Source organism: Pseudomonas sp. IT-P100 (assembly GCF_949767185.1).
Lineage (GTDB): Bacteria > Pseudomonadota > Gammaproteobacteria > Pseudomonadales > Pseudomonadaceae > Aquipseudomonas > Aquipseudomonas fluorescens_B.
The window spans coordinates 851,590-872,020 of sequence record NZ_CATKQK010000011.1 but is presented as its reverse complement, the minus strand read 5'-3'; the positions used below and the strand labels follow the sequence as shown (position 1 = coordinate 872,020).

General features: G+C 61.0%; 23 protein-coding genes. 14 read left to right on the top strand and 9 right to left on the bottom strand.

All coding sequences use genetic code 11. The annotated features are described in order from the left end of the window. The first annotated feature begins 1 nt into the window (after window position 1). Both ACM6IQ_RS12440 and ACM6IQ_RS12435 read left to right on the top strand, forming a co-directional pair. Entirely contained in the window at window positions 2-388 is a 387-nt protein-coding gene (locus ACM6IQ_RS12440; protein WP_414878909.1) for a DUF488 domain-containing protein, read from the top strand. A 167-nt stretch (window positions 389-555) separates the two neighbouring features. Beyond that, window positions 556-1,482 carry a universal stress protein gene (locus ACM6IQ_RS12435; RefSeq protein WP_414878908.1) on the top strand — a complete coding sequence of 309 codons (927 nt, stop codon included), beginning with the start codon at window positions 556-558 and terminating at the stop codon, window positions 1,480-1,482. Between the two features lie 136 nt (window positions 1,483-1,618). Here ACM6IQ_RS12435 and ACM6IQ_RS12430 read toward each other — a convergent pair whose 3' ends face one another. Both ACM6IQ_RS12430 and ACM6IQ_RS12425 read right to left on the bottom strand, forming a co-directional pair. Continuing rightward, complete coding sequence (locus tag ACM6IQ_RS12430; protein ID WP_017338035.1) at window positions 1,619-2,431, bottom strand: class I SAM-dependent methyltransferase; 813 nt, start codon at window positions 2,429-2,431, stop codon at window positions 1,619-1,621. 36 nt (window positions 2,432-2,467) lie between these two features. Beyond that, a complete protein-coding gene (locus tag ACM6IQ_RS12425) occupies window positions 2,468-2,737 on the bottom strand; it encodes a DUF4242 domain-containing protein (protein ID WP_017338034.1) in 270 nt (89 codons plus the stop codon). A gap of 182 nt (window positions 2,738-2,919) precedes the next feature. Between ACM6IQ_RS12425 and ACM6IQ_RS12420 the strand changes: the two genes are divergently transcribed. Together ACM6IQ_RS12420 and ACM6IQ_RS12415 are read left to right on the top strand one after the other, a co-directional pair. Continuing rightward, window positions 2,920-3,909 (top strand): AraC family transcriptional regulator, encoded by a 990-nt coding sequence (locus tag ACM6IQ_RS12420; RefSeq protein ID WP_414878907.1) that lies wholly within the window; start codon window positions 2,920-2,922, stop codon window positions 3,907-3,909. Window positions 3,910-3,950: 41 nt separating this feature from the next. Next, on the top strand, window positions 3,951-4,412 hold the full coding sequence (locus ACM6IQ_RS12415; protein WP_414878906.1) for a GNAT family N-acetyltransferase: 462 nt from the start codon (window positions 3,951-3,953) through the stop codon (window positions 4,410-4,412). Between the two features lie 17 nt (window positions 4,413-4,429). Here the strand turns inward: ACM6IQ_RS12415 and ACM6IQ_RS12410 are convergent, their stop codons facing one another. The 3 genes from ACM6IQ_RS12410 to ACM6IQ_RS12400 form a co-directional block, all read right to left on the bottom strand. Then, the gene (locus ACM6IQ_RS12410) at window positions 4,430-5,662 is read right to left on the bottom strand and encodes a cytochrome c biogenesis protein DipZ (RefSeq protein WP_017338031.1); all 1,233 of its coding nucleotides are present in this window, start codon (window positions 5,660-5,662) and stop codon (window positions 4,430-4,432) included. A 109-nt stretch (window positions 5,663-5,771) separates the two neighbouring features. Continuing rightward, window positions 5,772-6,026 (bottom strand): hypothetical protein, encoded by a 255-nt coding sequence (locus tag ACM6IQ_RS12405; protein WP_017338030.1) that lies wholly within the window; start codon window positions 6,024-6,026, stop codon window positions 5,772-5,774. Window positions 6,027-6,074: 48 nt separating this feature from the next. Beyond that, window positions 6,075-6,335 carry a DUF2790 domain-containing protein gene (locus tag ACM6IQ_RS12400; RefSeq protein ID WP_017338029.1) on the bottom strand — a complete coding sequence of 87 codons (261 nt, stop codon included), beginning with the start codon at window positions 6,333-6,335 and terminating at the stop codon, window positions 6,075-6,077. A gap of 306 nt (window positions 6,336-6,641) precedes the next feature. Here ACM6IQ_RS12400 and ACM6IQ_RS12395 point away from each other — a divergent pair, with 306 nt between their 5' ends. The 5 genes from ACM6IQ_RS12395 (at window position 6,642) to ACM6IQ_RS12375 (ending at window position 10,960) form a co-directional block, all read left to right on the top strand. Further along, complete coding sequence (locus ACM6IQ_RS12395; protein ID WP_017338028.1) at window positions 6,642-7,382, top strand: response regulator; 741 nt, start codon at window positions 6,642-6,644, stop codon at window positions 7,380-7,382. Further along, on the top strand, window positions 7,379-8,692 hold the full coding sequence (locus ACM6IQ_RS12390; protein ID WP_017338027.1) for an ATP-binding protein: 1,314 nt from the start codon (window positions 7,379-7,381) through the stop codon (window positions 8,690-8,692). The genes ACM6IQ_RS12395 and ACM6IQ_RS12390 overlap by 4 nt, the downstream gene beginning before the upstream one ends. Before the next feature lie 105 nt (window positions 8,693-8,797). Then, window positions 8,798-9,430 (top strand): CDP-alcohol phosphatidyltransferase family protein, encoded by a 633-nt coding sequence (locus ACM6IQ_RS12385; RefSeq protein WP_017338026.1) that lies wholly within the window; start codon window positions 8,798-8,800, stop codon window positions 9,428-9,430. After that, window positions 9,417-10,016, top strand: coding sequence for a lysophospholipid acyltransferase family protein (locus ACM6IQ_RS12380; RefSeq protein WP_017338025.1), 600 nt, complete (start codon window positions 9,417-9,419; stop codon window positions 10,014-10,016). Before ACM6IQ_RS12385 ends, ACM6IQ_RS12380 begins: the two co-directional genes overlap by 14 nt. Further along, complete coding sequence (locus tag ACM6IQ_RS12375; RefSeq protein WP_017338024.1) at window positions 10,013-10,960, top strand: phosphatidate cytidylyltransferase; 948 nt, start codon at window positions 10,013-10,015, stop codon at window positions 10,958-10,960. The genes ACM6IQ_RS12380 and ACM6IQ_RS12375 overlap by 4 nt, the downstream gene beginning before the upstream one ends. A gap of 82 nt (window positions 10,961-11,042) precedes the next feature. Here the strand turns inward: ACM6IQ_RS12375 and ACM6IQ_RS12370 are convergent, their stop codons facing one another. From ACM6IQ_RS12370 to ACM6IQ_RS12360, 3 genes are all read right to left on the bottom strand, one after another. Then, window positions 11,043-11,801, bottom strand: a complete 759-nt coding sequence (locus ACM6IQ_RS12370) for a DUF2063 domain-containing protein (protein ID WP_017338023.1) — start codon at window positions 11,799-11,801, stop codon at window positions 11,043-11,045. Beyond that, a complete protein-coding gene (locus tag ACM6IQ_RS12365; RefSeq protein ID WP_414878905.1) occupies window positions 11,794-12,633 on the bottom strand; it encodes a DUF692 domain-containing protein in 840 nt (279 codons plus the stop codon). Before ACM6IQ_RS12365 ends, ACM6IQ_RS12370 begins: the two co-directional genes overlap by 8 nt. A gap of 143 nt (window positions 12,634-12,776) precedes the next feature. Next, a complete protein-coding gene (locus ACM6IQ_RS12360) occupies window positions 12,777-14,111 on the bottom strand; it encodes an acetamidase/formamidase family protein (RefSeq protein WP_414878904.1) in 1,335 nt (444 codons plus the stop codon). A gap of 348 nt (window positions 14,112-14,459) precedes the next feature. Between ACM6IQ_RS12360 and ACM6IQ_RS12355 the strand changes: the two genes are divergently transcribed. Both ACM6IQ_RS12355 and ACM6IQ_RS12350 read left to right on the top strand, forming a co-directional pair. Beyond that, a complete protein-coding gene (locus ACM6IQ_RS12355) occupies window positions 14,460-15,506 on the top strand; it encodes a class I SAM-dependent methyltransferase (RefSeq protein ID WP_031318726.1) in 1,047 nt (348 codons plus the stop codon). Between the two features lie 147 nt (window positions 15,507-15,653). Then, a complete protein-coding gene (locus ACM6IQ_RS12350) occupies window positions 15,654-16,496 on the top strand; it encodes an NAD-dependent protein deacetylase (protein ID WP_031318725.1) in 843 nt (280 codons plus the stop codon). Window positions 16,497-16,614: 118 nt separating this feature from the next. On the opposite strand, the gene ACM6IQ_RS12345 is transcribed toward ACM6IQ_RS12350, so the two are convergent. Further along, window positions 16,615-17,517, bottom strand: a complete 903-nt coding sequence (locus tag ACM6IQ_RS12345) for a LysR substrate-binding domain-containing protein (protein ID WP_414878903.1) — start codon at window positions 17,515-17,517, stop codon at window positions 16,615-16,617. A gap of 235 nt (window positions 17,518-17,752) precedes the next feature. Here ACM6IQ_RS12345 and ACM6IQ_RS12340 point away from each other — a divergent pair, with 235 nt between their 5' ends. Genes ACM6IQ_RS12340 through ACM6IQ_RS12330 form a run of 3 tightly spaced genes read left to right on the top strand, consistent with a single transcriptional unit; the run spans window position 17,753 to window position 20,346 of the window. Beyond that, window positions 17,753-18,451: a CoA transferase subunit A gene (locus ACM6IQ_RS12340; protein ID WP_017338017.1), complete on the top strand. Its 699-nt coding sequence runs from the start codon at window positions 17,753-17,755 to the stop codon at window positions 18,449-18,451. Window positions 18,452-18,487: 36 nt separating this feature from the next. Further along, window positions 18,488-19,153 (top strand): CoA transferase subunit B, encoded by a 666-nt coding sequence (locus ACM6IQ_RS12335; protein ID WP_017338016.1) that lies wholly within the window; start codon window positions 18,488-18,490, stop codon window positions 19,151-19,153. Between the two features lie 11 nt (window positions 19,154-19,164). Then, on the top strand, window positions 19,165-20,346 hold the full coding sequence (locus ACM6IQ_RS12330; protein ID WP_414878902.1) for an acetyl-CoA C-acetyltransferase: 1,182 nt from the start codon (window positions 19,165-19,167) through the stop codon (window positions 20,344-20,346). Window positions 20,347-20,431: the final 85 nt, after the last annotated feature.

Below are 20,431 nucleotides of genomic sequence, written 5' to 3'. Positions count from 1 at the left end.
CATGCCCATTCATATCGTGCGACTCGGTTCACCTCGCTTGCCCGATGAAGGCCTGCGTTTAGGCACGGCGCGCCGCCCGCCTCGGGGTGTGCCGAAAGCCGAGTTTGCCAGCCGTGATTTTTATGATGTGTGGCAGCCGCTGTTGTCGCCCAGTGAGGAACTGGTTGCAGAAGCAAAAGCCGCAGAAGACGAAAAAGCCTGGGAGGCTTTTCGGCGCAAGTTCAAGGCTGAAATGAATCATCCTGCCGCCAGCCAGCTGCTCGATTTGTTGGCGGCCCTCTCCCATCAAACCTCGATGGCCATCGGGTGCTATTGCGAGGTTGAAGCGCACTGCCATCGCTCCGTATTGCGCGAACTGCTAAAGGCACGCGGCGCCAAAGTGGTATAGGCCGCGCGAACGCCAAATGCCCCCTGTGCCCACCTGACGGACAGGACGTCGAACATGGTCAATACTTGAAGGATTGAATGCCTGTCGAATGACCGCGCACCGGGCGGCAATGTCCAGGCTGTTGCAACGGGACCATCACCTGCTCGTTCACCCACGGGAGGTTTGTCATGTCTGAGCAATCACGTTTCATGCTGGTCGCCTCGCCCCTGATGGAACACAGCCCCGCCTTCGACCGGGCCGCGGCGCTGGCCAAGGCCGAAGACGCGGCGCTGCACATTGTGGCGTTCGATTATCTGGAAGGCCTGGCGACCGCCAGCCTGGTCAATGAAAAAGCGCTGGAGCAAATGCGCCTGGGCTATGTCGATCGACACCGGCAATGGCTTGAGGAACAGGCCCGGCCGTTGCGCAAGATCGGCGTGAAGGTCACCACCGAAGTGACGTGGGTCGAACGTCCGCTGGAAGAAATACTGATTCACCTCAAAGAACAACCGATGGACGTGCTGATCAAGGCGCTGGAGCCGCATTCGATGCTCTCAAGGCTGATGTTCACGCCTCTTGATGTGCATCTGCTGCGTGAGTGCCCGGTGCCGCTGCATTTCGTCAGCCATGCCGTGCATGCCCTGCCCCGCAGGATTGTTGCGGCGGTCGATCCTTTTCATCGGGATGATCAGTACAAAAGCTTCAACGACCGGATCCTTCACGAAGCGTTGAAACTGGCGAGCGTCTGCGATGCCGAACTGGACGTGGTCTACGCCTACGACCTGTCATCCATCAGCGCCGACGAATTCGGCTTCGACAATGGCTCTGCGTTTTTCTCTTCGGCCAAGGCCAGAACCGTATTCGACTATCAGGAGGAAGCCTTCCACGAGCTGGTCGAACGTAACGGCATCGCGCCGGAGCAACGGCACATGATCATGGGCAACCCGGCCAAGGTGTTGACCCGCTATGCCGATGCCTTCGACGTCGACGTGCTGGTCATGGGCCGGATCGGCCATCGTGGCCTCGGGCGGCTGATCGGCAGCACGGTGGAGCACCTGCTGTACAAAATGCCGTGCAGTGTCTGGGTGGTGTACACCGAGCGGCTGGATGAGTAATCAATCGACCAGACACCCCACATCCCTGTGGGAGCGGGCGTGCTCGCGAAGGCGGTCTTTCAGTCGACAATGATGTTGCCTGACACTCCGCCTTCGCGAGCACGCCCGCTCCCACAAGGGGTTTTGCGTGGACCGGTCAACGCCTTGTGATCACCACCTCAAGGTATTCACTCGGCACCACCAGCGACTTGTCTCCCGCCCGGTTCATGTGGTTTATCAGCTCGGTCAGATCCCCTTCAAGGGCTGTGGCACCTTCCGGTGGCAGCGCCGCGAACGCCTTGTGGACCGGGCCGTACCAGGTGCGGAACGTGTCGATGAAATGCGCCGCCGAGCGGTAACGAAAGTTGAAGAACCGCCGGGTCACCTGGAGCAGGAAATCCCGCTCATCGAAGTGCGCATGCAACCAGGCCTCGGTGCCCCAGTTCGAGGGTGGTTGAGCCCCTGGCGGTGGCGGCAGATGGCGGCCGAGGGTTTTGAACATCTGGCCGACAAAGCCTTCGGGCGTCCAGTTGGCCAGGCCGATCCGGCCACCGGGGCGACAGACCCGTGCCAGTTCCGCAGCCGCCTTTGCCTGGTCCGGTGTAAACATCACACCGAAAGTCGAAAGCACGGCATCGAAACTGCCATCCTCGAAAGGCAATGCCTCGGCGTCGGCCACTTGAAAAGTGACCTCCAGGCGTTCGGCCCGGGCCCGGTCTTCGCCACGCTCAAGCAGGGCAGCGACATAGTCGGTTGAGGTGACGTGAGCGCCACGGCGCGCGGCTGCCAGCGTCGCATTGCCGTTACCGGCGGCGACGTCGAGCACGCGTTCATCGCAAAGCAGGTCGCAGGCTTCGGCCAACTGCTCGCCGACAATCTGCAAGGTGGTGCCGATCACGGCATAGTCGCCGCTGGCCCAGGAGGCCATCTGGCGGTTTTTCAGGGCAGTGAGATCAATGGGTGTACTCATTAAATCCGCTCCGATACAGGGTGGAACACCCCCGGCTCATTCCGCCGTGGTGGGATCGATGATGGATGTGACCCGGGAAATGCTGTTGGCCGGGAAACCGCTCTGCCTGGCGTGTTCCCTGATCAACTCTTCGCTGGGGGAGATGTACACGCAGTAGAGCTTGTCGCCGGTGACATAGCTCTGCTGCCACTGCACCTCCGGCAAATCGCGCAACGCCCTGCAGGACTTTTGCGAAGCCGCTTTCAAATCCCTTTCTGACAGTGTTCCAGCACCCGGAATCTCGCGTTCAATGACGAACTTCGGCATGGCAACCTCTCATTCTTGTTATTGATGACAGGGTCGGCAGACCCTGTGTGACCACTATCGCGCTGCTGGCCGGGGGCGTCCTGCCCGATCGTCGGCCAACACTGTCCGATCGTCCGGAGGTTTTGCGTTGCGCCGCGACAGGCTCACAATCAAAAGCTGCCCGCCCACAGGGGAAAACCACCATGGACGCCCTGTCCCAGACCCTGCGCGTCGTCCGCCTGGTCGGCGCAATTTTCATCAACGCCAGGTTCACCGCGCCCTGGTGCTACCAGTCGCCGAGCGCCGATACCGCAGCGCCGTTCCTGGAGCCCGGCGCCGAACGCGTGGTGATCTTTCACTTGATCACCGAAGGCGAGTGTTTTGTCGAACTCGGCGATGATCCGCCCCTTCAATTAACGGCCGGTGATGTGGTGGTGTTCCCTCAGGGAGACGCGCACCGCATGAGCTCGGCACCCGGCCTCAAACCGGCAACAGGGGCGCGGCTGGACGTGGTGCTGTCACGGCGTCCGCGGCAGTTGAGCTACGGCGGTGGCGGCACAGTCACGCGGCTGGTGTGCGGCTATCTGGCGTGCGACACGCGGTTGGCGGGCATGTTGCTGACCGGGTTGCCGGCCGTGGTGCGGGTCAATGTGCGGGATTCGAATGCCGGCATGTGGCTGGAATCGTCGGTTCGTTACGCACTGACTGAAGCACGCTCGCCGAGGCCCGGCGGCGAAGGGGTTCTGGCCAAACTGGCCGAGGTGCTGTTCATCGAGGTGCTGCGCCTGTACATGCACGAACAGGGCGAAGGACGAACGGGATGGCTGGCGGGCGTGGGTGACCGGATCGTTGGCGCCGCCCTCAACGCGTTGCACAAAAAACCCTGTCATGCCTGGACACTGGATGAACTGGCGCGCACCGCCGGCACGTCAAGATCGGTGTTGGCCGAACGCTTTCAACAATTGGTGGGCATTTCGCCGATGCAGTACCTGACGCAATGGCGGATGCTGCTGGCGGCGAACCTGTTACGCAGCAGTAACAGCTCATTGTTGCGCATCGCCGAAGAGGTCGGCTACCAGACCGACACGGCCTTCAGCCGAGCATTTCGTCGTGAGTTCGGCGCGCCGCCCGCGGCATGGCGACGAGGTCAGACGGCTTCGCGGAGCCACCTCGGGATTGCCGGGACGTCGTGAATCGGCTCTTATGGGCCACCGACTTTTGAAAGGATTCAACCATGACACCCCAACTGGACTGGCTCGCCGCCCATCCGCAGCACAGCGACACCTTCGCGGCCTGGATTCATCGGCAATTCCACTACGAATACGCCGACCAACCCCTGACCGACTGGCAACAGGAGTTTGCCGAAGGCCAACTGAACGGCCACTGGAAATGCCTGATTGCGCTGGAGAGGAATCAATTGAAGGGTGGCGCAGCGTTGGCCAGAGCGGATCTGGCCCATCGCCCGGATCTGGGGCCGTGGCTGGCCTGCGTCTTCATCACGCCTGAAGCGCGCGGGAAGGGTCTGGCGGAGCGATTGATCGAGGGGATCTGCGAGGAAGCGAGGGCCCGCGGTGTGACGAGGATTTATCTGCACACCCAGGATAAACGCGACTACTACGCCAAGCGTGGCTGGACGGCGCTGGAATCTTTTCGGGCGTGGGACAAAGAACAATGGCTCATGGTGCGAGACCTGTGAGCCATTGATGTTCAGGCTTACGCCGCGGGTGCGGTGGCGGCCTTGGCGTCTGCCTTGGCCTCTTCCAGCAACTGTTGGATCATCTTCTCCTGAGTCTCGTAGCGACCTTCACCGAAGTGGGTGAAACGCACCTGCCCCTTGGCATCGATCAGATAGTGAGCGGGCCAGTACTGGTTGTCGAAGTTACGCCAGATCGCGTAGTTGTTGTCGATGGCCACCGGGTAGGTGATACCGAGCTTCTTCACTTGATCCTTGACGTTGCCGATGATGCGTTCGAAGCCGTACTCCGGGGTATGGACGCCGATCACGACCAGGCCATCCTTCTCGTATTTCTTCGCCCAGTCTTTCACGTAAGGCAGGGTGTGCTGGCAGTTGATGCAGTCGTAGGTCCAGAAGTCCACCAGCACCACCTTGCCTTTGAGCGAGTCATTGGTCAGGGCTGGCGAGTTGATCCATTCGACGGCGCCGGACAGCGACGGCATGGCGCCTTGGGCGTTATCCATGGTCGTGTCGGCCTTGACCTTGCTGACCAGGTAATCCACCACTTTCGGTACGCTTTCCAACACACCTTTCTCCAGGGTACTGACGCCTTCGGACGAGGTGCCAGCGAGCAGAGTCTTGTCGGCGCCGGTGGAAATCACCACCGCGGCGGCCAGTACCGCAACCCCGGCCCCCTTACGCAACCAACCGGTGACCGGAATCGATGCTTTCAAGCGATTGACCAGGCCGCGACCGGCGAAAATCAGGGTGCCCAGGGACAACGCGCTGCCCAGGCCGTACGCCACCAGCAACAGACTGGTTTGCGCATTGGCGCCTTGCAGCATCGCACCAGTGAGGATCACCCCGAGGATCGGCCCGGCGCACGGTGCCCAGAGCAGACCTGTCGCGACACCGATCATCACCGACCCCAAAGGCCCGGACATTTTCCGGGTTTCCGGGTCGAGGCGGTTGCCCAGCAGGACCAACGGGCGAGCCAGCCAGCCACCGACCCGTGCAGATATCAGCGACAGGGCGAACAGACCCATCACGACCAGAGCCACATGACGACCGGTGTTGTTGGCTTGTACCACCCATTCGCTGCTGACCACGGCCAGGCTGGAGATCAGGGCGAAAGTCAGGACCATGCCGCCGAGGGTGAGCAGGATCGACGAGCGAGTGCGGTCAACGCCGGCGAACAGAAACGGTACGACCGGGAGGATGCAGGGGCTGAGGACGGTCAATATGCCGCCCAGGAAAGCGATGAGAAACATGAGGATCACCTTGAAATGATGGAGGGCGACGCACCACCCATGACCTGTGGGAGCAGGCTTGCCCGCTCGCACATGGGATCAGGGGTGACGACTGAAACACTGTCCGGCCTCAGGCCGTCTGCTCATCCAGCAACTGACCTTGTGGCGTGCGGCTGCTGCCGTTCTCGGCCAACAACTGCCCTTGCGGTGTACGGCTGGAGCCATCCTGTGCCAGGAAGGCGTTGGCGCCCTGCTCGTTGACCGGGGTCAGCTGGAAGCAGGTGCTGCTGCCGCAGGTGCTTTGTTCAACGGCGGTGTTGGCGTGGGCGGCGGCGCCGGCAAGGGCAAAGGCGGCGGCGGTCAAGTAGCGGGTTACGTTTTTCATGATGGTTTTCCTGTATCGAAGGGGATTGGCAATCGGTCAACGAAGGACTCAGTTGTCCGAGTCGCAGTCAGCAAATTTTCGGTAGTCCAGGACCTGGGTCTTGTTCTGGGAATCCAGGTAAGTCAGCTGGGCGTCCACAATCCCGCAGGAATTCGAGGCATCCTGTTTCAGCGACACCACTTTCTTGATGTCCAGGTGCGTGCCGTAGGAGTAGGTCTTGGCGGTGACGTCAGCTTCGGCACGGGCCGACAGGGTGCAGATGTTCAGGGCGGCAAACAGGCAAGCGGCGTAGATGGCTTTGGTGTTCATGGTGGTTTCCTCAAGGCTTCAATAAGTAGGTCGTTCAATTGAGCCGAGGCGGTTGGGTTTGCCTCGATGGAACCTATTAGAAGCCTGCGAGGTATCTCGTCTGTGTCGAAAACCGGCGCCTGTAAATCGGTACGTATCAAAGGGGCCTGCGGATACACAGCGATACAAACCCACTGAAATCCAGCGTTTTTGCGTCTGCGTGTATCCGCCGATACACCAGATACACTGCAATACAAAAGGTGGCGGGCGAATGGGCAAAGGCTCGATAGACTGTGCGTCATCCCCCATTTTCAGAGGCTTGGTCCCATGGAACACGTCGATCACATTCTCATCGTGGACGATGACCGCGAGATTCGAGAGCTGGTAGGCAACTACCTGAAGAAGAACGGCCTGCGCACCACCGTTGTCGCTGACGGCCGGCAGATGCGCGCGTTCCTGGAGTCCACGCCGGTGGACCTGATCGTGCTCGACATCATGATGCCGGGCGACGATGGCCTGATGCTGTGCCGCGAGATCCGCGCCGGCAAGCACAAGGCCACCCCGGTATTGATGCTCACCGCCCGCAACGATGAAACCGACCGCATCATCGGCCTCGAAATGGGCGCCGACGACTATCTGGTCAAGCCGTTCGCCGCCCGTGAATTGCTGGCGCGGATCAACGCGGTGTTGCGCCGTACGCGGATGCTGCCGCCGAACCTGGTGGTCACCGAAAGCGGGCGCCTGCTGGCCTTCGGTCGCTGGCGCCTCGACACCTCCGCCCGCCACTTGCTCGATGACGACGGCACCATGGTCGCCCTCAGCGGCGCGGAGTATCGGTTGCTGCGGGTATTCCTCGACCATCCTCAGCGCGTGCTCAATCGTGACCAGTTGCTGAACCTGACCCAGGGCCGCGACGCTGACCTGTTCGACCGCTCCATCGACTTGCTGGTCAGCCGCTTGCGTCAGCGCTTGCTCGACGATGCACGGGAACCGGCCTACATCAAGACCGTGCGCAGTGAGGGCTATGTGTTTTCCCTGCCGGTCGAAGTCCTCGGTGCGCCATCATGAAATACTCTCTGCGCTGGCCTCGCACCCTCGCCTCGCGGCTGTCGCTGATCTTTCTGATCGGTCTGATTCTGGCGCAGGCGCTGTCATTCGGCGCGCAGTATTACGAGCGTTACGAAAGCTCGAAGAACACCATGCTCGGCAATCTGGAAACCGACGTTTCCACCTCCATTGCCATCCTCGACCGCTTGCCGGCCGAAGAACGCATGAGTTGGTTGAAACAGCTGAATCGCCGTAACTACCGCTACTTGCTGAATGAAGGCTCGCCGGGTACGGCCATGAGCGACACGCCGATTGCAATGACGTCGATCAAGGACGCCATCGGCAAGGACTACCCAATGACCATGACCGACATTCCCGGCCCGGTAAAACACTTCCAGGTCCATCTGAAACTGGCCGATGGCAGCCCGGTGACCATCGACGTGATCCCGACGATGGTGCCGCTGTCGCCCTGGTTGCCCATCGTTCTGCTGGGCCAACTGTTGCTGATGATCCTCTGCACCTGGCTGGCCGTGCGAATCGCCATCCGCCCCCTCACCCGCCTCGCGCAGGCGGTAGAAACACTGGACCCCAACACCCACGCCGTGCACCTGGATGAAAAAGGCCCGACCGAAGTCGCCCATGCCGCCATGGCCTTCAACGCCATGCAGGCGCGCATCGCGGCCTATCTGAAAGAACGCATGCAACTGCTGGCAGCGATTTCCCACGACCTGCAAACGCCGATCACGCGCATGAAACTGCGCGCCGAACTCATGGACGACTGCAGCGAAAAAGACAAACTGTGGAACGATCTCGGCGAAATGGAGCACCTGGTGCGTGAAGGTGTGGCCTATGCCCGCAGCGTCCATGGCGCCACCGAAGAGAACCGCCGCACCGATCTGGATTCGTTCCTCGACAGCCTGGTGTTCGACTATCAGGACGTGGGCAAAGACGTACAGCTCAGTGGAAAAAGTGAAGCGGTCATTGATATCCGGCCGCATGCATTGCGACGTGTGCTGGTGAACCTCACGGACAACGCGCTCAAATTCGCTGGCGCGGCTGAATTGAGGGTGGAGTCCAAACCCGGCGGCAGTTTGTCGTTGAAGGTGATGGATCGCGGCCCCGGGATTGCCGAAGAAGAACTGGCCCACGTGATGGAGCCGTTCTACCGCGTGGAAAACTCGCGTAACCGCAGCACCGGCGGGACCGGCCTGGGCCTGGCGATTGCCCAGCAACTGGCACTGGCCATCGGCGGCTCCCTGACCTTGAGCAACCGCGAGGGCGGCGGTTTGTGTGCAGAGTTGAAGTTGCCGACTCGACCTGTCAGTCAGTAAACAGACACAAGGGCGAAGGAAAGCCTTTATATTGTCGGGCGCAGTCGGTGAATCGCCGCTGTGCTGTACTCGGCAGTACCTCATCATTGATATGGACATTGGCTAATGGATGAAAACAGAAGACCCATCAAGACGCGTTCTGCGGGGTGGGCCAAACGCATCACCGACACGTTGGTGAAAAGAGACCTCTCCCCCAATCAGATCTCCGTGGCCAGCATCGCCTTCGCGCTCGTTGGCATCGTGGCGCTCAACATCGATAACGGCATTGCCGGCTCAATCCTCTGCGCAATCGGCATTCAGCTGCGCCTGCTGTGCAACCTCTTCGACGGAATGGTCGCGATTGAAGGCGGCAAGAAATCCGACATCGGCAGCCTCTACAACGAATTCCCCGACCGGATTGCCGACAGCCTGCTGATTGTCGGGCTGGGATATGCCATCGGCTATCCGGACCTTGGCTGGTTTGCCGCGCTGGCCGCGGCGCTGACGGCGTATGTCAGGGTGTTTGGCGGTTCGATCGGTCTCAAGCAGAGTTTCATCGGCCCGATGGCCAAGCAACACCGGATGGCGGTGATGACGGCGGGGCTTTTGCTGAACGCTGTCGAAGCGAGCGTTTATGGCAGTCATTACGTGCTGTTGATTGCGCTGGCCATCATCGCCATCGGCTCCGTTGCTACCTGCGTCACGCGAACGCTGGACATTTCCAAGCAGCTCAAAGGTGCCGCCCATGTGGATCAGTAATGCGTTGATTTCGGTGCTTCGTTTTCTAATCGGCGTCACGGCGAGGTGGGAAAGCCCGCCGGATCTTTCGCGCCAGCGCATCTATTTCGCCAATCACACCAGCCACATGGACACCCTCGCCATCATCGCCGCCCTGCCCCCCGAAGCCCGGGTGAATGTGAAGCCGGTGGCCGCCGCCGATTACTGGGGAAAGAACCGGTTTCTGTCGTACATCTCGCAGAAAGGCTTGAATGCGGTCCTGATCGAACGTAACCCGGCGCCCGGTGTGAACGTGCTGGAGCCGATTTTCGATGTGGTGCGCGCCGGCCATTCGATCATCATCTTTCCGGAAGGCACCCGGTCCAGCCAGGCATTGCCCGGTGAGTTCAAATCGGGCCTGTATCGATTGAGCGAGGCCTTCCCCGATGTCGACCTGGTGCCCATCTACCTGGAAAACCTGCATCGCTCCATGCCCAAAGGCAAACACGTGCCGCTGCCGATTATCTGCACGATCCGCATCGGCAATCCGCTGGAGAGGGTTGCCGGCGAGGAAAAACAGGTGTTCCTGGAGCGGGCGCGTGACGCCATTGTGAGGCTGTCGAAATGAGTCTTGAAGCAAAGTTCTTGTGGTTCTTTTTTGCGATCGCCTGCCTGCTGGCCGTGGCTTCGCTCATCGGCCGACTGCTGGCCCGACGGGCCAAAACGGAAAGCTCGATCTCGACCATCGAAAACCTCAACCAGCGCGTGAATGCCTGGTGGGGGATGGTGATCATCTTCTTCGTTTCCTACCAGTTGGGCGGTAACGCAACGGTCATCCTGTTTGGCTTCATTTCGCTGTTTGCGCTGCGGGAATTCATTACCCTGACACCCACCACCCGGGGCGATCACAACGCACTGTTCTCGGCATTTTTCATCCTGATTCCGCTGCAATACGTGCTGATCGGAACCCATTGGTATTCGATGTTCACGCTGCTGATTCCGGTGTACGCCTTCCTGCTGCTGCCGGCGATTGCGGTGCTGAGCCAGGACACCGAAGGCTTTCTGGAAAGAACCGCGAAGATCCAGTGGGGCGTGATGATTTGCATCTATTGCATCAGCCACGCGCCTGCGCTGTTGTTGCTCGACCTGGAAGGTTTCCAGGGCCAGAACGCGTTGCTGCTGTTCTATCTGGTGTTCGTCGTTCAGTTGAGTGACGTGTTGCAGTACGTGTTCGGGAAGCTCTTCGGCAAGCACAAGGTTGCGCCGCTGGTGAGTCCGTCGAAAACCGTGGAAGGCCTGGTAGGTGGCGGTTTGTCTGCCACGCTGATTGGCGGCTGCATGTTCTGGATGACGCCGTTCAGCTTCTGGCAGTCGCTGATGATGTCATTCGTCATCGTGGTGATGGGTTTCCTCGGCGGGCTGGTGATGTCGGCGATCAAGCGCAGCCTCAGCGCCAAGGATTGGGGCACCATGATCAAGGGCCACGGCGGCATGCTCGACCGGATGGACTCGATCTGCTTCGCGGCGCCGATCTTCTTTCACCTGACGCGGTATTTCTTTTCGGCCCAGTAAATAACGGGCATTCCCCATTCCCTGTGGGAGCGGGCCTGCCCCCTTCCACAGGGTTATCGGGTGCTTGGAGGATTGTGTTTGGTCAGGCAATTACGCCAACCACCCCTTCTCCCTGCATCTGCCGCAACAACGCCGTCCCGCTGTCGATGAAGTCCTGCGATCCGGTGGTTCCTGCCTCGACGGCCAATCCCTCCAGCTGCGCCCGCCCGTTCAGTTCGGGAAACTCTCCAATGCGTTGCAACAACCGCCACGCCAAGGGGCTCAGCGCGGAAAACTTCACACTCCAGTCCTCAACCCGCCGCACCAGCAGCAACGTCGGCTCGGCCGGTACAGCGTCCGGTTGATAATCCGGTCCGACCAAATGCACCGGCCAGGCATACGCCAACGGCCAGGCCAGCGGCGAAATCCGCAACGGTCGATCCAGCAGCGCCCCGGCGTCGCTCGCCGGTAACGGCTCGGCCTCGGACTGCTGCAACGCCATCTCGACCCACTCGTAATGCGCCAGCTCCACCATGAAAGGCGGCCACGGCCCGTCGTTCAACGCCGGCGGCTGTGCGGCGAGAAACTCGACGAATTCCTGGGCGATCTCACCGAATTTCGGCGTGTGCGCGCGGTAGTCCCGCAGGAAGATCCGCATCAGCGAACGCCAGTGCTCATCACCCAGAATCTTGATCAACACCGGAAAAGTGCCGCTGAGCAGCATCGACAGGTTGTTGAAAATCAAGTCGCGGTAAACCTGCGCCCGCGCCACATCCATCCCGGCCGGTGGCGCGCAGTGTTCCGGGTCGCGCAGGTAAAGACCCAGGGTGTTCTGCTGTTGAAACAGGGTGGGTTTATCCACGGTTCATCCCCTTGGCCTGCAAGCGGCGGATGGTTCGCAATTCGGCGACCAATTCAGAGAACGCAGGGAAATTGAAATCCCGCTCCAGCAACGTCGGTTGCGCGCCGAACCGGGCATAGGCCTCGGCCAGCAACGACCAGACCACTGGCTTCACCGAGGCGCCATGGGTGTCGATTTTCAAGGTATCGGACTCATCGAAATGCCCGGCTATGTGCATCGCCACCACCCGCCCCGAATCGATGCCGGCCAGAAAGGTCTGCGGATCGAAACCGTGGTTGATCGAGTTGACGTACACATTGTTGACGTCCAGCAACAGGTCGCAATCGGCTTCGCGCAGCACCGCATTGGTGAACGTCAGCTCGTCCATGTCTTGCTGTGGCGCGGCGTAGTAAGAGACATTTTCCACCGCCAGGCGCCGACCGAGGATGTCCTGGGACTGGCGAATGCGCGCGGCGACGTGATGCACCGCTTCTTCGGTAAAGGGCAGCGGCAACAGGTCGTAAAGGTGGCCGTCATCGCTGCAGTAGCTCAGGTGTTCGCTGTACAGCGGCACGTTGTATTGATCAAGAAAACCCCGGACTTCCTGCAAAAACCCGACGTCCAGCGGCGCCGACCCGCCCAGTGACAGCGACAGACCGTGACAGGACAACGGATACCGCTCGGCCAGGGCGCGCAACGCCGCGCCATGGGCGCCGCCGATGCCGATCCAGTTCTCCGGCGCGACTTCCAGGAAGTCGAAATCGCCCACCGGGGCGGCCTGGAGGTCTTTCATTAAACCGCGACGCAGGCCAAGTCCGACGGTGGCCTTCGTTGATGTGAGGGAAGTCTGCATGATGTCGATCTCAGGGGTTGCCAGAACAGAATCGCAGTTAACCGAAGCGGTGTATCGGGCCTGTGTTTCGTTCCGGCAGAAAATCGCAGCGGTTGTATCGCCGGCGGGTCTGTACACACTTCGGTACAGACCCGTCGGTGGCGTTACGCCAGGTCGTATTTCTCGCGAACCAGATGGCCAATGCCCATGCGATCCAGCACCGGCATCGGGCACAGGAACGTCACGCGCACAGTGCCCGGCAAGCGGCTGATGTCGATGGAACCGGTGATGGTCGCGCGGTTGAGTACTTCGTCATACGGCAGGCCGGTGACCGAGGCGGCGCGTTTCAGGCCGTTTTCCACCGCCACGTTAAGGTTTTCGCCACTGCCGATGAAGGTGATCGGGCCGCTCTCTTCGATGTCATGCTGACCCCAGCGCTCACCCAGTTCATGGACTTTCTGCCGCTGCCGGGCATTCATCGGCCGGGCCATCGGCGGCAGATCGTCGAGGTTCTGCAGGAGGATCGGCCCTTCCAGGGTCAGGTTCTTGATCACTTCGACCTGCACTTCGGTTTCCCCGGAGCAGTCGGTGGCGTGCCCGGCGATTTCGCCGTTGCCCTGCTGGGCATGCATGTCGCCCATGTACACGCCGGCACCCGGGACTTTCACCGGGCAGATCAGCACGCAGCCTTCGCGGATCGAGTTGGTGTCCATGTGACCGTCGGTCTTGGCCGCGTGCAGTTCTTCGCGGGTCATGCCGAAACGGTGCGGCGCGCCGATCAGGTACTGGCCGAAATCGGCGCAGTTGTGCGAGTCCGGCAAGTCCCGCGACGGCGTGGTGCCGATGTTGCCGAGGAACGGCCGCATGTGCGCGGCGACACCGGGAATGTCAGCGCGGGCCAGGGACAGGATCGAATGCTGGGCGGCGAATTCCGGCAGCGCCGACATTTCGGAGGCGTTGCCGGCCAGTTGATTGGCGATGTCCTGATTGACGGTCAGGCTGACCTGGTTCTGCGCATCGAACACGATCACGTAACCGTGGCTGAAACGGAACGCGCTGACCTCGGCGCCACAGTTGTTGCAGCGAATCGAATCCTCGCCGATGCCTTCGACGTGACTGGCCGGGTGTTCGGTGCCGCATTTGCTGCAGAATTTCGAAACGAACGGGTCGCCGTTGTATCGGCCTTCGACAAAACTCATCACCCCGGACGAGGTGGCCAGCGACGTGACGCGCAGGCTTTTGATCTTGATCGCCACGGCATCGCCGATTTCGGCACCGGCGATGGCCACCGGTTGAGTGACTTCATGGCCGCCCTCGAAGGCTGGCGTAATCATCGGCCCCCAACAGCCCGGCGGCGTGCCGGTGATCAGGGTGCCACCGTCGGCCAATGGGCCGAGCATCGGCTGGCTCGGGCCGATGAGGCCGTTGGTGTATTGGTCGACGCGCAGGCGATCGACGGGGGTGGAATTCAGGTCGGTTTCAGGCAGGAGCATGGTCATTGTTGTCCCCTTCACGGTGTATAGGGCGCCAAGCGGCCTATGCAGTTCATCGCAGGTTTGTATCTGGGCTGTGTTCGGCAGTGGCGGGGAATGAACTGGAATGTGTCGGGGTGGTGTTTAGATACAGTGAGATACACACCCCCAATCCCCTGCGGGTTCCCACAGGGGATTGGGGGTGTCTGGAGGATGGGCTTTCGTCGCTGCGGCCGGCGGCCCACAACCACCGGACTAAACTTAGAGCACCCAGGACGCGGTTATTGTCCTGTTCATTCCCACGACCACCGCCCAGAGCTGAACGCCTCGAAAACAATGCCTCTGGACCGTGATCCTGCTGAAGGAGCACACATGATGGACGAGGCCAGACTCAACGATTTCATGGGCAAACTGGTGAACGACATGGGTGGCGCGGCCATGCTCGCCAACGTCATCCTCGGCGAAGAGCTCGGCCTGTACCGGGCCATGGCCGACAGCCAGCCAATCACCCCTGAAGCACTTGCCGACAAGACCGGCTGCAACCCCCGTCTGCTGCGCGAATGGCTCAGCGCCCACGCCGCTTCCGGCTATATGGAACACAGCGACGGCCAGTTCCGTCTGCCCGAAGAACAAGCCCTGGCCCTGGCCATCGAAGATTCGCCGGTCTACATCGCCGGTGGTGTCGGGGTGGTCGCGTCGTTTTTCCATGACAAGGACAAACTGGTCAACGCCATGCGCGGCAACGGGGCCCTGGCCTGGGGCGATCACCATCCGTGCATGTTCAGCGGCACAGAGCGATTCTTCCGCCCCGGCTACAAAGCGCACTTGATCACCGAATGGCTACCGGCCCTAGACGGCGTCGTCGCCAAACTCGAAGCGGGCGCCAAAGTCGCCGACATCGGCTGCGGCCATGGCGCCTCCACGGTGATCATGGCCCAGGCGTTCCCGGATTCGCGGTTCGTTGGCTTCGACTACCACGCCCCGTCCGTCACCGTCGCCACCCAGCGTGCTGAAGAAGGCGGCGTGGCCGGCCGGGCGCGGTTCTTCCAGGGCACGGCGAAAAGCTATCCGGGTGATGACTACGACCTGGTCTGCTATTTCGACTGCCTGCACGACATGGGCGATCCGGTGGGTGCAGCCAGGCACGCGTATGACTCGCTGAAACCCGACGGTACGGTGCTGCTGGTGGAACCGTTCGCCAATGACAAGCTCGACGACAACGTCACCCCGGTCGGCCGGTTGTTCTACGCGGCTTCGACCTTCATCTGTACACCGAACTCCCTGTCCCAGGAAGTCGGGCTCGGGCTCGGCGCCCAGGCGGGTGAGGCGCGACTGCGCAAAGTGTTTACCGAGGCCGGATTCAAGACATTCCGTCGAGCCACGGAAACGCCATTCAACCTGATTCTGGAAGCGCGTAAATAAGCACCGGTGACCGCGGACTGCGAACCGATTACTGTAGGAGCTGCCGAAGGCTGCGATCTTTGGATTTTATTGGTCGATGCTGAAATCGCTGAAAGTCAAAAAATCGCAGCCTTCGGCAGCGCCTACAGGCCCATCGGAGTGTTGAACATGCTCGACAGCCGTACCCGCGAACAACTCGACCGGCTCCAGCAGCTCATGGCCGACCAACCGTTTGTGGTCCTGACCGGTGCCGGCATCAGCACCCCGTCGGGCATTCCGGACTACCGCGACAATCAGGGCATACGGCGTGGCCGGCAGCCGATGATGTATCAGGAATTTCTCTCCGCCCCGGAATCCCGGCGCCGCTATTGGGCGCGGGCGATGCTCGGCTGGCCGCGGGTGCGCCTGGCACAACCGAATGTGGCGCACGAGGCGTTGGCCAGTCTGCAAAGCACTCGGCGGATCGGCGGATTGATTACCCAGAATGTCGACACCTTGCACGATCAGGCCGGCAGTCACGAGGTGATTGAACTGCATGGCAGCCTGCACCGGGTGTTGTGTCTGGATTGCGGGCAACGCAGCGAACGCGACTCGATCCAGCAGTTGATGGAAGCGCAGAACCCTTACCTGGCCGGTGTCGACGCGGTACAGGCGCCGGATGGCGATACCTTGCTCGATTCGGCGTTCGAGGCGCGCTTCCAGGTGCCGCAATGCCCGCATTGCGCCGGTGAACGGATGAAACCGGATGTGGTGTTTTTTGGCGAGAACGTGGCGCAACAGACGGCAGCCAAAGCGATGGCGGCGGTCGAGAAAGCCGCGGGCCTGCTGGTGGTCGGGTCGTCGTTGATGGCGTATTCGGCGTTTCGTTTGTGCCGGGCAGTGGCGGATCAGGGCAAGCCGTTGCTGGCAATCAACCTGGGGAAGACACGGGCGGACGATCTCCTGGACCTGAAGATTGAAGCCTCCTGCGAACAGCTGTTACCGCTGCTGGCTCAACGCCTCTCCACCTGACGCCACTACCCCCTGTGGGAGCCAGCCTGCTGGCGATTGGGTCAGCACATCCAGCATTCACGGTCACTGACATACCGCTATCGCCAGCAGGCTGGCTCCCACATCAGGTGGACAGTGATCAGTCCATGGAAACCCGTTGGCCCAGGTTTTCCTCCTTCAAAATATCGAATAACGCCTGCGCCGCCGCCGACAATTCAATCCCGGGTTTGGTCAACACACCAATCGCCCTTTCCACGACCGGGTCGCGTAACGTGATGCACCGCGCGCCCAACTCGCGCATCTGTCCGGCACACAAAGCCGGCACCGCACTCACCCCAAGCCCGCTGGCAACCATTCTTCCAACCGTCGCCAACTGATGGCTTTCGAACTCCACCGGCAACTTCATCCCTCGCGCCTGCAAGTGCTCTTCCAGCATCACCCGTACCGTGGACGGTCGCTGCAAGGTAATGAACGGTTGTTCAAGCAACGTCTGCCAGTCGATATCGTCCCGTTCAGCAAACGCGGAATCAAACGGCACCACCGCAACGAAACGGTCGATGTACAGCGGCGTGAACGCCAGCGACGAACTCTGCGTCGGCTCAAATGCCACACCCAGCTCGACCTGCCGATCACGCACCATCTCCAGCACCTGTTCGTTGATCACGTCATTCACCGTGACGTTGACCTTCGGATAGCGCGCACGAAACGTCTTGAGGATGGGCGGCAACAGGTTGCCGGCAAACGACGGCATCGCCGCCAGCGTCACCCGTCCGCGTTGCAGGGTAAAACGCTGGCGCAGCTCATCTTCGGCGTTGTCCCAGTCGGCGATCAATCGACGGGCCAACGGCACCAGCGACTCACCTTCAGCGGTCAGCGCCACATTACGCGTGTTACGCGTAAACAGCCGTCCGCCCAGGCCCTCCTCCAGCGCCTTGATGGTCAGGCTCAGGGCCGATTGCGACAGGTGCAACCGCTCGCAGGCCACGGCAAAGCTCAGGCTCTGGGCCACGGCCAGAAAGGCGCGGATCTGCTTAACGGTCATCTGCGGTATCTCCGAGGTATTGTAGGAGCTGCCGAAGGCTGCGATCTTTTGATTTTTACTGGGCGATGCTGAAATCGCTGAAGATCAAAAGATCGCAGCCTCCGGCAGCTCCTACGGATTGGTGAGTTTTATCTATCAATCCACCTTAAAAATCAACTTAACAAATAAATCATCGAGCGAGACACTTCATCCCATACGGCTAGCCAGCCGCCCACAAAGAATAAAAGAGGTGCATATGGCAGGTTTCGACAAGCGCGTGAGTTCCTACGAGGAAGCTCTGGCAGGTCTTGAAGACGGCATGACCGTGATCGCGGGTGGCTTTGGCCTCTGCGGCATTCCGGAAAACCTGATCGCCGAGATCAAGCGCAAAGGCACCCGTGACCTCACCGTGGTCTCCAACAACTGCGGCGTCGACGGTTTCGGTCTCGGTGTCCTGCTGGAAGACCGGCAGATCCGCAAAGTAGTGGCCTCCTACGTCGGTGAGAACAAACTGTTCGAAGACCAACTGCTCAAAGGCGAAATCGAAGTCGTCCTGACCCCTCAAGGCACCCTCGCCGAAAAAATGCGCGCGGGCGGCGCCGGCATCCCGGCCTTCTTTACCGCCACCGGTGTCGGCACACCCGTTGCCGAAGGCAAGGAAGTGCGCGAGTTCCATGGTCGCAAGTACCTGATGGAAGAATCCATCACCGGTGACTTCGCCATCGTCAAAGGCTGGAAAGCCGACCATTTCGGCAACGTCATCTATCGCCACACCGCCCAGAACTTCAACCCGCTGGCGGCCACCGCCGGCAAGATCACCGTGGTCGAAGTCGAAGAAATCGTCGAACCCGGCGAGCTGGAACCGTCGCAGATCCACACCCCTGGCATCTACGTCGACCGGGTCATTTGCGGCACGTTCGAAAAGCGCATCGAACAGCGCACCGTGCGTAAGTGATCCCCTGCCCCCGGACCGAATGAAGGAATAACAACAATGGCACTTTCCCGCGAACAAATGGCTCAACGCGTCGCCCGCGAAATGCAGGACGGCTTCTACGTGAACCTGGGCATCGGCATTCCGACCCTGGTCGCCAACTACATTCCTGAAGGCATGGAAGTCATGCTGCAGTCGGAGAACGGCCTGCTCGGCATGGGTCCCTTCCCCACTGAAGAAACCATCGACGCCGACATGATCAACGCCGGCAAACAAACCGTGACCGCGCGGATCGGTGCGTCGATCTTTTCCTCGGCCGAGTCCTTCGCGATGATCCGCGGTGGTCATGTCGACCTGACCGTGCTGGGCGCCTTTGAAGTCGACGTGCAAGGCAACATCGCCTCGTGGATGATCCCTGGCAAGCTGGTCAAGGGCATGGGCGGCGCCATGGACCTGGTGGCCGGCGCAGACAACATCATCGTTATCATGACCCATGCGTCCAAGGACGGTGAGTCCAAGCTCTTGTCCCAATGCAGCCTGCCGCTGACCGGTGCCGGTTGCATCAAGCGCGTCCTGACTGACCTGGCGTATCTTGAAATCGAAAACGGCGCGTTCATTCTCAAGGAACGGGCGCCGGGTGTAAGCGTCGAGGAAATCGTCGCCAAGACCGCCGGTAAACTGATCGTGCCTGATCACGTTCCGGAAATGCAGTTCGCTGACCAGTGAGGAATCATTCCATGCAAGAAGTCGTCATTGTTGCCGCCACCCGTACCGCCATCGGCAGTTTCCAGGGTTCGCTGGCCAATGTGTCCGCCGTTGACCTCGGCGCCGCGGTGATCCGTCAGTTGCTGGCGCAAACCGGTCTGGACCCTGCTGAAGTCGATGAAGTGATCATGGGCCAGGTGCTGACCGCCGGCGCCGGGCAAAACCCTGCGCGCCAGGCGTCGATCAAGGCCGGCCTGCCGTTCGCTGTACCGGCGATGACCCTGAACAAGGTCTGCGGCTCGGGTCTCAAGGCACTGCACCTGGGCGCCCAGGCGATTCGCTGCGGCGACGCCGATGTGATCATTGCGGGCGGTCAGGAAAACATGAGCCTGTCCAACTACGTCATGCCCGGGGCGCGCACCGGCCTGCGCATGGGTCACGCGCAAATCGTCGACACCATGATCAGCGACGGCCTGTGGGATGCGTTCAACGATTACCACATGGGCATCACCGCCGAGAACCTGGCAGACAAGTACAACCTGACCCGCGAACAACAGGACGCCTTCGCGGCGGCCTCGCAACAGAAAGCCGTGGCCGCTATCGAAGCCGGGCGTTTTGCCGATGAGATCACGCCGATCCTGATTCCGCAGCGCAAGGGCGACCCACTGTCCTTCGCCACCGACGAGCAGCCACGGGCCGGCACCACCGCCGAATCCCTGGGCAAACTGAAAGCTGCCTTCAAGAAGGACGGTTCGGTGACCGCCGGTAACGCTTCGTCCCTGAACGATGGCGCCGCCGCCGTGATCCTGATGAGCGCGGAAAAAGCCAAGGCCCTGGGTTTGCCGGTGCTGGCAAAAATCGCCGCTTACGCCAACGCGGGCGTGGACCCGGCGATCATGGGCATCGGTCCGGTATCGGCCACTCGCCGTTGCCTGGACAAGGCCGGCTGGACCATCGACCAGCTTGAGCTGGTTGAAGCCAACGAAGCCTTCGCCGCGCAATCCCTGGCGGTGGCCAAGGACCTGGAATGGGACTTGAATAAGGTCAACGTCAACGGCGGTGCCATTGCGCTGGGCCACCCGATTGGTGCGTCAGGTTGCCGCGTGCTGGTGACCCTGCTGCACGAAATGATCAAGCGTGACGCCAAGAAAGGCCTTGCCACCCTGTGCATCGGTGGCGGTCAGGGCGTGGCGCTGGCACTCGAACGAGCGTAACGCGTTCAACGGACGGCGCGGGGACCCACGAAGATCCGCTGCCGTCCGGCAACACCCCCGGTGTTTCTGCTGGGCTAGCTTTTGT